Source organism: Pseudomonas atacamensis, assembly GCF_017167965.1.
Lineage (GTDB): Bacteria > Pseudomonadota > Gammaproteobacteria > Pseudomonadales > Pseudomonadaceae > Aquipseudomonas > Aquipseudomonas atacamensis.
The window spans coordinates 833,355-846,602 of record NZ_CP070503.1 but is presented as its reverse complement, the minus strand read 5'-3'; the positions used below and the strand labels follow the sequence as shown (position 1 = coordinate 846,602).

The window sequence follows — 13,248 nt, the reverse complement described above, 5'->3', positions numbered from 1 at the left end:
GCGCACGGGCACACTCTGCGGACTTTCGTTATAAGATTACATAACAAACTTTTCATTTTTCTCGGAGTCCGTCATGCGTCGTTTGCTGCTCGCTTTGCCGTTTGCCCTGTTGCCGCTGGCCGCTGCCCATGCGGTTGATGAGCACGATCATGATCATGAGCACGGCAGCCTCGGCGCTCACGAACATGGTGTGGGTCGCCTGAACGCCGCGCTCGATGGTCAGACCCTAGAGCTGGAGCTGGAAAGCCCGGCGATGAATCTGGTCGGTTTTGAACACGCCGCCACGTCCGATGCCGACAAGGCCAAAGTCGCTGCCGCTCGGGCGCAACTGGAAAAACCATTGGCCCTGTTCAGTCTGCCCGCTGCGGCCGGCTGCAAGGTGGTCAGCCAGGAATTGGAAAGCCCGCTGTTCGGCGACAAGCCGGACGCCGATGATCACGACGAAGATGAAGCGGACAAGGACGGTCACGAGCATCACCACGACCACAGCGAAATCCATGCGCATTACCAATTCAGCTGCGCCACACCGGGGGCACTGAACACGCTGAACCTGACGAACATCTTCAAGACCTTCCCGGCGACGCAGAAGATTCAGGTACAACTGATCAGCGCGACCGGCCAGCAAGGTACCGAAGTGACGGCCAAGTCGGCTGCGCTGAAATTCTAGGATCCACCGAAATCCCCTGTGGGAGCGAGCCTGCTCGCGAAGGCGGCGTGTCAGCTGACATGTGGGTGTCTGACCCAGCGCTTTCGCTAGCAGGCGCGCTCCCACAGGGTTATGTGTTCACTTCATGAAAATCGGTGCCATGACCCAAGCACTCATCGAACTTTCCGACCTTGGCTTCAACTGGCCCGGTCACCCGCCGCTGCTGGAGATCCCGGCGTTTCGTCTGGAAGCCGGCGAAACCCTGTTTCTCAAAGGCCCCAGCGGCAGCGGCAAGACCACTCTGCTCGGCCTGCTCGGAGGGGTGCAGAAGCCCGGTCGCGGCAGCATTCGCCTGCTCGGCCAGGAGCTGACCGAACTGTCTGCCGGCAAGCGCGATACGTTTCGTGTCGATCACACCGGCTACATTTTCCAGCAATTCAACCTGCTGCCGTTTCTCTCGGTGCGCGAGAACGTTGAGTTGCCGTGTCACTTCTCGAAACTGCGTGCGCAACGGGCGAAACAGCGCCACGGCAGCGTTGATCAGGCCGCCGCCACCCTGCTCGCGCACTTGGGTCTGAAGGACGAAAGCCTGCTCAGTCGCCGCGCCGACTCCTTGTCCATCGGCCAGCAACAACGGGTCGCTGCCGCCCGCGCGTTGATCGGCCAACCGGAACTTGTGATCGCCGACGAACCAACCTCGGCACTGGATTACGACGCCCGCGAGAACTTCATTCGCCTGCTGTTTGCCGAGTGTCGCGAGGCCGGATCGAGTCTGTTGTTCGTCAGCCACGACCAGAGCCTGGCGCCGCTGTTCGACCGTCATCTGTCCCTGGCCGAACTCAATCGCGCCGCCACGTCCGCCGAGGTCTGAGATGTATCTGTTTCGTCTGGCCATGGCCAGCCTGGCCAACCGCCGTTTCACCGCATTGCTCACCGCCTTCGCCATCGCCCTGTCGGTGTGCCTGCTGCTCGCCGTCGAGCGCGTGCGCACCGAAGCCAAGGCCAGTTTCGCCAGCACCATCAGCGGCACTGACCTGATCGTCGGTGCTCGTTCGGGGTCGGTAAACCTGCTGCTGTATTCGGTGTTCCGCATCGGCAACGCTACCAACAACATCCGTTGGGACAGCTTTGAACACTTCGCCAACAACCCGAAAGTGAAGTGGGCAATCCCCATGTCCCTCGGCGATTCCCATCGCGGCTATCGCGTGATGGGCACCACCGAAGCCTACTTCGAGCACTACCAGTACGGGCGCCAGCAACACCTGGCGCTGGCCGACGGTCGCGCGTTTGCCACCGATCCTTTCGAAGTGGTGCTCGGCGCCGAAGTCGCCGAAGCGCTGCACTACAAGCTCGGCGACAAACTGGTACTGGCCCACGGCGTGGCGGCGATCAGCCTGGTCAAGCACGACGACAAACCCTTCACCGTGGTCGGCATCCTCCAGCGTACCGGCACGCCGGTGGACCGCACGTTGCACATCAGCCTCGGCGGCATGGAGGCGATCCACATTGACTGGCACAACGGCGTGCCGGCGCGCGGCAACGGGCGGATCAGCGCTGATCAGGCGCGCAACATGGACCTGACCCCGCAAGCGATCACCGCGTTCATGCTCGGCCTCAACAGCAAGATTTCCACCTTCGCCTTGCAGCGCGAGATCAACGAATACCGGGGCGAACCGATGCTGGCGATCCTGCCGGGCGTGGCCTTGCAGGAATTGTGGAGCCTGATGAGTACGGCCGAGAAAGCCTTGTTCGTGGTCTCGCTGTTCGTTGTGCTGACCGGGCTGATCGGCATGCTCACGGCGATTCTCACCAGCCTCAACGAGCGTCGCCGCGAGATGGCGATTCTGCGTTCGGTGGGCGCACGGCCGTGGCACATCGCAAGCCTGCTGGTGCTGGAAGCTTTCGCCCTGGCGCTGACCGGGGTGATTGCCGGGCTGGCGTTGCTGTACGTCGGCATCGCCGCTGCGCAAGGGTACGTGCAGGCCAATTACGGTTTGTACCTGCCGCTGGCATGGCCGAGCGAGTATGAATGGACGCTGCTCGGTGGCATTCTGGCGGCCGCGCTGCTGATGGGCAGCGTGCCGGCCTGGCGCGCGTATCGCCAATCCCTGGCCGATGGCCTGTCGATCCGTTTATGAGGACGTTCACCATGCCCCGCGCCCTGCTTGCGCTGCTGATGCTGGTCGCCCTGCCCGTGTGGGCGGCGGCGCCGAAAGACCTGACATGGTCGGAAATGATCCCGCCGGACGCCGCGCCGGAAGTGCCGAACATGACCCCGCTGCACGACCTGTCGAAGATGGGCGACGCACTCTCTGCCGAGTCCGCGCCGGCGGCCAAGCAGGACATGCCGAATGCGCCGGTCGTGAAGAGCCTCGACGGACAGAACATTCGCCTGCCCGGTTACATCGTGCCGCTGGAAGTCAGCGAAGAGGGGCGCACCACCGACTTTTTGCTGGTGCCGTATTTCGGCGCCTGCATCCACGTACCGCCACCGCCGTCGAACCAGATCGTCCATGTGAAAAGCGAACTGGGCGTGAAGCTTGATGAGCTGTATCAGCCGTACTGGGTTGAAGGACCGTTGCAGGTGAAAGCCTCGAGCAGTGAGCTGGCCGATGCCGGGTATCAGATGGAGGCGGAGAAGATTTATGCGTATGAACTGCCGGAGTAATTCCCGGTAGTTTTGTATTGGCTGGTCTATCGTCTTCGCGAGCAGGCTCGCTCCCACAGGTGATCACATTCCAAGGTGGGAGCGAGCCTGCTCGCGAATAGGCCCTCAAAGGTTCCACAAAACCCCGCCCCTTCACTGTTTCATTGAGCTGAGTCAAAACACCGTATCAGACGGCTTCGTACCCTAGGACATCGAATTTTTATGTCCTTTCGGAGCCCCCATGAACAAGTCCTTGCTCAGCGCCTCGCTGTTTGCCCTCGCGCTCGCAGCCCCGCTCGCCCACGCCCACGAAGCCGGTGACATCCTTGTGCGCGCTGGCGCGATCACCGTCAACCCGAAGGCCGACAGCTCCAGCGTCAAGGTCGATCAGGGTCCGCTGAGCGGCACCAATCTGGGCGGCAAGGCGACCATGAGCAGCGACACCCAACTGGGTCTGAACTTCGCCTACATGCTCACCAACAACATCGGTATCGAACTGCTGGCAGCCACGCCGTTCGAGCATGACGTCAAGCTCCAGGGCACCGCCCTGCCCGCCGCCAACGGCAAGCTGGGCACCTTGAAACACCTGCCGCCGACCCTCAGCGTCGTCTACTACCCGCTGGATTCGAAATCGGCTTTCCAGCCGTATGTCGGCGGTGGCATCAACTACACCTGGATCTACGACGAACACGTCGGCAGCGAAGCCAGCGCCAACGGCTTCAGCAACTTCAAGGCGAAAAACTCCTGGGGTCTGGCCTGGCAGGTCGGCGCCGACTACATGATCACCGACAACATCATGCTCAACGCCCAGGTGCGCTATATCGATATCGATACCCGCGCGACCGTCGAGAACAACGCCGTCGCCCCCGGCACCCGCGCACGGGTGAATGTGGATGTCGATCCGTTCATCTACATGGTCGGTTTGGGCTATAAGTTCTAAGTCGATTTTTTACTGAACGTTCACGTGGTGGTGAATGAGGCTTGGTGGCGGGCAGGCACAGACCTGACGAAGACCGTACGCAGTCGATCGGGGGATAACATCCCCTCGCCACAGGGATAGCAATATTCCGGCCGTGAAAAAGGCGCCTGATGAAGGGCGCCTTTTTCATGTCCGAAAGCTTGTTTCATCCGCGCCCGAGCAACCGCGCCAAGCCCACACTCATCGGCGTCTGCGGCGGCATTTCGAAGCGTTCCAGCAAACGCCGGTTATCGGCTCGCGAATGGCGGATATCACCCGAACGCGCAGGCCCGTAACTCACGGGCGGCAACTCACCGATTACCGATTTCAACGCTTCGAGCATCTGCTTCAGGCTCATCGCCTGATTCCAGCCGATATTGACCGCGCCTTCCTGTACATCAGGCTTTTCCAGCGCCTGCACCAGCAAATCGACCAGATCACCGACATAGAGGAAATCGCGAGTCTGCTCGCCATCGCCAAACACGGTGATCGGCAAACCCTTCGAGGCGCGCTCGCTGAAAATGCTGATCACCCCGGAATACGGCGAGGACGGATCCTGGCGTGGGCCGAAGATGTTGAAGAAGCGAAAAATTGCCGGTTCCAGGCCATGCTGGCGACGGTAGAAATCGAAGTACTGCTCACCGGCCAGTTTGTCCGAGGCATAGGGTGTCAGCGGCGCTTTTGGCGTGTCTTCATCAATCGACTCGCCCTCGCCATTGTTGCCGTACACCGCCGCGCTGGAGGCGTACACCACACGCTTGACCCCGGTCAGGCGCATGGCTTCGCAGACATTCAGGGTGCCGATGAAATTGCTCTGGTGGGTTTTCACCGGATCGTCCACCGAGGCCTGCACCGAAGCCACGGCCGCGAGATGCGCGACAGCGTTGCAACCTTGCATGGCGCGGGCGACCAAAGCGGCATCGGCGACATCGCCGACCATCAGTTCAACCTTGGGATTGTCCAGCGGCAGGTTGCTGCGCTTGCCGGTCGACAGATCGTCAAGCACGCGTACCGCATAGCCCTTGGCGAGCAAGGCATCGGTCAGGTGCGAGCCGATGAATCCGGCGCCGCCAGTGATTAGAACCGTTCCTTCAGCCATGTCGATAGAACCTGTCCAGTAGACCCGGGAGCGCGGCACGCCAGGCGCGCGGCTTGATCCCGAAAGTGTGGAGAATTTTCTTGCAGGCCAGCACCGCGTGTTGCGGTTCTTCGGCGGCGTCCGGGCGCGCGGCGTGGGCCTGCGCGGTCGGTGCTTCGATCGCCAGCGGATGCAGGCTGCGTGCTTCGGTGAGAATCGCCTGGCCCAGCGCCAGCGGTGTGGTCGCTTCGTGGCCGGCGTAATGGTAAGTGCCCCACAGCGGCGCGGCGCAGTCGAGTTGCTTGAGCACGGAGATGATCACTCGCGCGGCGTCATCGACCGGAGTCGGATTGCCGCGCCGATCATCGGCCAGCAGCAACTCTTCGGGTTGTTCCGCACGGGCGAGGAAGCGCCCGAGGGTGCCGTCCGGGCTGTCGTCGAGCAGCCAGCCGAAACGCAGCAGTACATGTTGCGGGCAGGTCGCGCGCACGCTTTGCTCGATGCGCCACAAGGCCTGACCGCGCAGGCCCAGCGGCACCGGTTCGTCTTTTTCGCTGTAGGCCGTGGCCCGCGAGCCGTCGAACACGCGATAGCTCGACGGCTGCACGAGGACAATGTTGTGGTGCTGGCACAGTTCGGCCAGCCGCTCGATGGCGCGTTCCTGACCGCTCATGCGGCTTTCGCTGACGCTCTCGGCCTGGAACCAGTCGAAATAGTAGGCGAGGTTGATCAACGCATCGGGACGGGTGTCGTCGAGCAGTTGGGTGAGGCTCGCGGCATCCCAGCCGTTTTCGGGCGGGCGGGGGGCGAGGAAACCGATGTCTTCTTCCGCACCGAGGCGAATCAGCGCCTGCCCAAGGGCATTTCCGCCGCCCAGTAACATAAGGCGCATTCGCATAGAGTCAGCAGGCCCAGTCTGATTGGAACGATGGCTTTGGCGACGGTTCTCGTGGAACCGTCGTCGATAATTGCCGGAATCGTTGCATTTTGCGGGTTTAGTGCGCAACCGTCATCCGTAAAGTGTAGATGCGGGGATTTGTATTGAGGCAACCGGCCTCATCGCTGGCAAGCCAGCTCCCACAGTTTTGTGCCAGGCATGAATCCTGTGGGAGTTGGCTTGCCGACGATAAGGGCCTGACTGTCGCTGAAGATCCCCAGCGGTACTTGCATCTTCCCGCCCTCGCCCGCATAACTTCAGTCATGAATCTGCCCCTCCCCGCCACCAGTGCGCTGGCCGGCTTTCACCCCGCCGTCAGCGCCTGGTTCAACAAGACTTTCCCGGCGGTCACCACCGCTCAGGCCCGTGCGTGGCCGTTGATCCGCCAGCGCCGGTCGACGCTGATTGCCGCGCCCACCGGCTCCGGCAAAACCCTGACCGCGTTCCTCGCCGTGCTTGATGAGCTTGTCCATCGAGGTCTGGAACAGCCCGATGGTCTGCCCGCCGAAACCCTGGTGGTCTATGTCTCGCCGTTGAAGGCACTGTCCAACGACATTCAGATCAACCTGCAAAATCCGCTCGCTGGCATTACCGCGCAATTGCGCGAAATGGGCCTGCCGGAGCTGACCATCACCACCGCCGTACGCACTGGCGACACGCCGCAGAAAGACCGCGCCGCCATGCGCAAGACCGCGCCGCACATTCTCGTGACCACCCCGGAATCGCTGTACGTGCTGCTTGGCTCGGAATCCGGGCGCAGGATGCTCGGCACCACGCGCACGGTGATCATTGACGAAATCCACGCCATGGCCGCCGGCAAGCGCGGCAGTCATCTGTCCTTGAGCCTCGAGCGTTTGCAAGCACTCTGCGCCGAACCGCTGACCCGCATCGGCCTGTCCGCCACGCAGAAGCCGGTAGAAGCCGTGGCGCAATTCCTGGTCGGTCACGATCGCCCCTGCGAAATCGTCGACATAGGCCACGCCCGCCCTCGGGATCTGGGCATCGAAGTGCCGCCGGTGCCGTTGTCGGCGGTGATGGCCAATGATGTCTGGGAACTGGTGTATGAGCGCCTCGCCGAACTCGCCCGCGAGCACCGCACCACACTGATTTTCGTCAACACCCGACGCCTTGCCGAGCGCCTCAGCCGGCATCTGAGCGAGCGCCTCGGCAAGCAGGCCGTAGCGGCGCACCACGGCAGCCTGGCCAAGGAGTTTCGTCTCGACGCCGAACAACGGCTCAAGCGCGGCGAGTTGCAGGTGCTGATCGCCACTGCATCATTGGAGTTGGGCATCGATATCGGTGAAGTCGACCTGGTCTGCCAGATCAGTTCACCGCGTTCGATCGCCGCGTTTCTGCAAAGGGTTGGCCGTTCCGGACACCAGGTCGGCGGCACGCCCAAGGGTCGTTTGTTCGCCACTACCCGCGACGATCTGATCGAGTGCGCCGCCCTGCTCGACTGCGTGCGCCGGGGCGAGCTGGATACGCTGCAGATTCCGGAAAAGCCGCTGGACGTGCTGGCGCAGCAGATCATTGCCGAGGTCAGTTGCCAGGAATGGTCGGAGGACGCGTTGCTGGCGATGTTCCGCCGAGCGTGGCCGTATCGCGATCTCGACGAAAAACACTATCAGGCCCTGCTGAGCATGCTCGCCGAGGGTTACAACGGCCGTCAGGGCATTCGCAGCGCCTACCTGCACCGCGACGCCGTCAGCCGCACATTACGTGGCCGGCGGGGCGCGCAACTGACTGCCGTGACCAGCGGCGGCACCATTCCGGACAACGCCGACTACAGCGTGCTGCTGGAACCCCAGGGCTTGAACATCGGCAGCGTCAACGAAGACTTCGCCGTGGAAAGTATCGCCGGCGACGTGTTCCAGCTCGGCAATACCTCGTACCGCATCCTGCGGGTGGAAAGCGGCAAAGTGCGGGTCGAGGATGCGCAGGGGATGCCGCCGACCATTCCGTTCTGGCTCGGCGAAGCGCCGGGGCGCAGTGATGAACTGTCGGCGGCCGTCGCGCGCCTGCAAGCGCAGTTGGACGAATTGCTCAGCGCCAGCCCCGGGAATCTGCAACCGGCGCTCGACTGGCTGACCACCATACTCGGCCTCAACCTCGCCAGCGCCGAGCAACTGGTCGAATATCTGGCGCGCGCACGGCAAACCCTCGGCGCCCTGCCCTCGCAGGACACGCTGTTGATGGAGCGGTTTTTCGACGAGTCCGGCGGCACCCAACTGATCATTCACACGCCGTTCGGCAGCCGCATCAACCGCGCCTGGGGCTTGGCCCTGCGCAAGCGTTTCTGCCGCACCTTCAACTTCGAATTGCAGGCCGCCGCCAGCGAAGACGCGATCGTGCTGTCGCTGTCCACCAGCCACAGCTTCGAGCTCGACGAAGTCTGGCGTTACCTGCACAGCAACAGCGCTGAACACACGCTCATTCAAGCGGTGCTTGATGCGCCATTGTTCGGCGTGCGCTGGCGCTGGAATGCCGGGGTGGCGCTGGCGTTGCCGCGCTTCACCGGCGGGCGCAAAGTCGCTCCGCAGCTGCAACGGATGAAGAGCGAAGACCTCATCGCCAGCGTCTTCCCCGACCAGATCGCCTGCCTGGAAAACCTCGCCGGCGAGCGCGAAGTCCCCGAGCATCCGTTGGTGGAACAGACCCTCGACGATTGCCTGCACGAAGCGATGGACAGCGAAGGCTGGCTGACCCTACTGCGGCGCATGGAGCGTGGCGAGGTGCGCTTGATCGCCCGTGATCTGCCGGCACCGTCGCCACTGGCGGCAGAAATTCTCAGCGCCCGGCCGTACACGTTTCTCGACGACGCACCGCTGGAGGAACGCCGCACGCAAGCGGTGATCAATCGACGCTGGAGCGATCCGCAGTCGACCGATGATCTCGGCGCACTCGATGCCGATGCGATCACCGCAGTGCGCGAAGAAGCCTGGCCGTCGCCCAATTCCATGGATGAAATGCACGAAGCGCTGATGAGCCTCGCCTGCATCAGCGACACCGAAGCGCGCGCCAACGCGGGTTGGCTGGACTGGCTGCAAACGCTGATGGCCAGCGGCCGCGCCTGCCTGTTGCAGATCGACGCCGAGCATCAGTTATGGCTGGCCCGCGAACGCCTGAGTTGTCTGCAAGCACTTTATCCACATGCGACGTTGCTGACTGAGGCGGTGGCGCTGCCCGGATTCGACGACACGTGGGCATTCGATGAGGCGCTGGTCGAAGTGATCCGCGCCCGCCTCGGCGCCTTTGGGCCAATCCCGTTGCCCGCCATTGCCGAGCCGCTCGCGCTGCCAGCCGCGCAAGTCAATCAGGCCCTCGCGCAACTGGAACGCGAAGGCTATGTGTTGCGCGGCCAGTTCACGCCGAACAGCGCGATTGAAGAATGGTGCGAACGCCATCTGCTGGCGCGCATCCATCGCTACACGGTCAAGCGCCTGCGTCGGGAAATCGAACCGGTGGCATTGCAGGACTTCATGCGTTTTCTGTTCGACTGGCAGCATCTGACGCCGGCCACCCAAGGTCAGGGCAGTGCGGTGCTGCCGGCGATTGTCGGCCAGTTCGAAGGCTACCCGGCGGCAGCTTCGGCGTGGGACAGCGACATCCTGCCGGCGCGCCTCAAGGACTATTCGCCGAGCTGGCTGGACGAACTGTGCCGCAACGGCAAACTGGTGTGGACGCGCATCAATGCGCGGCAGAAGGTCAGCGGCTCGGCATTGCGCAGTACACCGATTGTGCTGCTGCCGCGTAGCCAGGTGGGTTTGTGGAGTGCATTGGCGGAACAGACGCCAGTGAGCGAGTTATCGCCGAAAACACAGAAAGTCTTTGAGGCGCTGAGTCAGCATGGCGCGCTGTTTTTCGATGAGTTGATTCATGAAGCGCGCCTGCTGCGCAGCGAACTGGAAATCGCCTTGCAGGAACTGGTCGCCGCAGGTTTGGTGAACGCCGACAGCTTCGCCGGCTTGCGTGCGCTAATCACTCCTGCAAGCAAGCGCCAGCAGCGCAGTAGCCGACGCGGGCGCGGCGCGTTTATCGGCGGCATGGACGATGCCGGGCGCTGGGCATTGCTGCGCCGGGGTTCGTCAGCCGATGCCGCCGAGACACTCGAACATGTCGCCATGACCCTGCTGCGCCGCTACGGCGTGGTGTTCTGGCGTCTGCTGGAACGCGAAGCAGACTGGTTGCCGAGCTGGCGGGAATTGCTGCGCACCTTTCATCGTCTGGAAGCGCGGGGCGAGATTCGTGGCGGGCGGTTTGTCAGTGGTCTGGCTGGCGAGCAATTCGCCTTGCCCGAAGCCATTCCCTTGCTGCGCGAAGTACGCCGACGCCCGCAGGACGGCAGCCTGGTGGCGGTGTGTGGGGTTGATCCGCTGAATCTGGCCGGGACTTTGCTGCCCGGGGTGAAAGTGCCGGCGCTGGTGAGCAATCGGCTGGTGTATCGCGATGGGATTCCAGTGGCCGCTATGGTTGCGGGCAAGCCGCAGGTTTGGGTAGAGGCGGATCAGGTAGTCGTTGAGCAGATAGGCAGGAAACTCATCCGCAATTGAGGGTTTCTGTTCTGGCCTCATCGCGGGCAAGCCCGCTCCCACAGGGTTCTGCGGCGTACACAAAACCAATTTGGGAGCGGGCTTGCCCGCGATGAGGCCGGGAAATTCAACGCAAAGCTCAGATCAGGTCCGCGACTCCTGCGGCACCTCACCCGCAACCACCGCCCCCTCCTCCTGCCGCTTCGGCAACAGAACCTGCTGTGGATAAGTCTGCGCAAAATGCACATTCGGTGTGTTATCCACAAGCTTCTTCAAGCGCTGGTTGAACGCGCGGCTCACCGCATATTGGCCACCGGACACCGTGCGGAATTGCGCCGTCAACACCACGCCGTTGAGGTCCATCTTGTCCACCCCGAACACATCCAGCGGCCCTTGCAGGTTGTACTTGAGGAACGGGTCTTCGCGGATCGAATCGCCGGCCTCGCGGATCAGCTCGATGGCTCTGTCGACATCGGTGTCGTAGGTGAACTGCACCGAGAAGAATGCGAAGGCGAACTGGCGTGATTGGTTGGTCACAGCCTTGATCTGGCCGAACGGCACTGAATGCACAAAACCCTTGCCGTCGCGCAGGCGCAAGGTGCGGATGGTCAAACCTTCCACGGTGCCGGCGTGGCCGGAATCGAGCACCACCCAGTCGCCGATCGACAGGGTGTCTTCGATGATGATGAACAACCCGGTGATGACGTCCTGCACCAGTTGCTGCGAACCGAAACCGATCGCCAGACCGACCACGCCCGCACCGGCCAGTAGCGGCGCGACGTTGATGCCGAGGTTGGCCATGGTGGTAATCGCGCAGATCACCACGAGGATGATTTTGATCGCGTTGCGCAGCAGCGGCAGGATGGTTTTTACCCGCGTGCTCGGCTGGCGTGCCGCGCGTTTGCTCAGCGGCGGTTTCAGCGCTTCCTGAATCGCCGTGTCGAGCACCACCCACAGCAGCCACGTCACCAGGAAGATCAGACCGATGCTGCTCAAGGCATTGCTGATCGCCCGGCCGACCGTGCTGCTCTGGGCGAAATCGAGCAGCGACACGCCCCAGATCCGCCCGAGAATATCGATGAACACAATCGCCATGACGATCCGCAGCAACGCATGCAACAGGCTGAGAAAACGTTCCTTGTAGGCACTGCTGCGCTGGATCGCCTCGGCCTTGCGTGATTTGAACAGGTGCTGCAACACCGTGCTGAGAAACACCGTGGCGATCAGCAGCACGGTAGTGAACAAGGCGCAGCGCAGGGCTTTCTGATTGTCCTCGCCGATGCCGATCAGGCTGACTGCCGAGACCAGCACCATCAGCACGATCGGCCAGTACCACAGCCCGGAAAATATCCGCAGCGACTCCTGCAGCGACGGTTGTTTCAAACGCTGAGCGAGCGGGCGATTGCGGATCAGATGCGCCACGGGCCGGCGCAGGCGAATCACCAGCAAACCGAAGATGACCGAGGCGATCAGCCCGGTGAACACGGCGATGCTGCTGGTGATATTGCCGCCCAATTGTCGGGCGATCTGCGGGCTGGTCAGGGCATCGCTGAGGGCGGCGAGAAAGCCGATCAGGAACAGCGGGCGCGGGCAGTATTCACGGATGATTCGCGCGGCGGCGCGCTTGTGGCCGACGTTGAACATCACCACCACGCACAACAACATCGACGTGGAAAAAATGCCGCTGCTGGTGGCGTAGGCCAGACACAGTGCCAGCGCGCGGCCCACCGAAGCTTGCAGAAAGTGGCTGACATACAGCGTCAGCGGCAGGCAGATCAGCGCCGGCACGGTGTAAGGCAGCACGTAGCCGAGCAGATCCTGACTGCGCTGGCGGGTGCGCAACCAGCGGCCCTCACGCAGACGCTTGGCCAACAGACTGCCGAGCACGGTCAGCAGGGCGAAACTGCCCAGCCACACTCCCGACAACGTGAGGAAATCCCCGGCCACGCTCCAGCCCGAGCGGTTTGACGGTTGCTTGACCAGCCGATCGACCTCATCCGCCGCGCGGTCGGCGCGCAGCCGCCAGGCATCGACCAGGTGTTCGTTGAGATCGAGTTTGTCCTGCACATCGTCGATGCTCGTACTGATCGCCCCGAGCAGACCGCCCTGCACCAGCGGTTCCGGTTCGGCGGGTTTCTCCGCCGTGTCGGCGGCAGCCGGAACGCCCGGTAGCGCGACGGCTTGCGATGTATTGACGCCCAAGCACAGCAGCGCTCCCAGCAGAATGGCGATCCTGAAATTGCGCAAAGCTCCGATCTCCCGTGGCTGACCCTGGTAAGGAACTGATCGGTAATTGCGCGGCAAGTTCAAGAGCCCCCTCACCCCAGCCCTCTCCCCCAGGAGAGGGAGCCGACCGAGTTGCATGACCAAAATCACCAACTGCACGTCTTGAGTCGAACTCAAGTCCTGAACACCATGCAGATCTGCTCCCTTCACAGTCGTACGCGATTTCA

Annotated in this window: 9 protein-coding genes; 6 read left to right on the top strand and 3 right to left on the bottom strand. The window is 62.6% G+C overall.

Going from position 1 to position 13,248, the window contains the following annotated elements:
• The first annotated feature begins 73 nt into the window (after positions 1-73).
• The 5 genes from JWU58_RS03920 (at position 74) to JWU58_RS03900 (ending at position 4,233) form a co-directional block, all read left to right on the top strand.
• Positions 74-667 (top strand): DUF2796 domain-containing protein, encoded by a 594-nt coding sequence (locus tag JWU58_RS03920; protein ID WP_133339259.1) that lies wholly within the window; start codon positions 74-76, stop codon positions 665-667.
• 139 nt (positions 668-806) lie between these two features.
• Positions 807-1,517 carry an ABC transporter ATP-binding protein gene (locus JWU58_RS03915; protein WP_125925908.1) on the top strand — a complete coding sequence of 237 codons (711 nt, stop codon included), beginning with the start codon at positions 807-809 and terminating at the stop codon, positions 1,515-1,517.
• A 1-nt stretch (position 1,518) separates the two neighbouring features.
• On the top strand, positions 1,519-2,784 hold the full coding sequence (locus JWU58_RS03910; RefSeq protein WP_024014501.1) for an ABC transporter permease: 1,266 nt from the start codon (positions 1,519-1,521) through the stop codon (positions 2,782-2,784).
• 11 nt (positions 2,785-2,795) lie between these two features.
• On the top strand, positions 2,796-3,314 hold the full coding sequence (locus JWU58_RS03905) for a DUF3299 domain-containing protein (protein ID WP_024014502.1): 519 nt from the start codon (positions 2,796-2,798) through the stop codon (positions 3,312-3,314).
• A gap of 220 nt (positions 3,315-3,534) precedes the next feature.
• Positions 3,535-4,233 carry an OmpW/AlkL family protein gene (locus JWU58_RS03900; protein ID WP_206421497.1) on the top strand — a complete coding sequence of 233 codons (699 nt, stop codon included), beginning with the start codon at positions 3,535-3,537 and terminating at the stop codon, positions 4,231-4,233.
• A gap of 184 nt (positions 4,234-4,417) precedes the next feature.
• Here the strand turns inward: JWU58_RS03900 and JWU58_RS03895 are convergent, their stop codons facing one another.
• Complete coding sequence (locus tag JWU58_RS03895) at positions 4,418-5,350, bottom strand: NAD-dependent epimerase/dehydratase family protein (RefSeq protein ID WP_206421496.1); 933 nt, start codon at positions 5,348-5,350, stop codon at positions 4,418-4,420.
• Positions 5,343-6,227, bottom strand: a complete 885-nt coding sequence (locus tag JWU58_RS03890; RefSeq protein WP_038860943.1) for a sugar nucleotide-binding protein — start codon at positions 6,225-6,227, stop codon at positions 5,343-5,345. The genes JWU58_RS03895 and JWU58_RS03890 overlap by 8 nt, the downstream gene beginning before the upstream one ends.
• Before the next feature lie 302 nt (positions 6,228-6,529).
• Here JWU58_RS03890 and JWU58_RS03885 point away from each other — a divergent pair, with 302 nt between their 5' ends.
• On the top strand, positions 6,530-10,816 hold the full coding sequence (locus JWU58_RS03885; RefSeq protein WP_206421495.1) for a DEAD/DEAH box helicase: 4,287 nt from the start codon (positions 6,530-6,532) through the stop codon (positions 10,814-10,816).
• 123 nt (positions 10,817-10,939) lie between these two features.
• On the opposite strand, the gene JWU58_RS03880 is transcribed toward JWU58_RS03885, so the two are convergent.
• On the bottom strand, positions 10,940-13,042 hold the full coding sequence (locus JWU58_RS03880) for a mechanosensitive ion channel family protein (protein ID WP_123443240.1): 2,103 nt from the start codon (positions 13,040-13,042) through the stop codon (positions 10,940-10,942).
• Between the last annotated feature and the right edge of the window lie 206 nt (positions 13,043-13,248).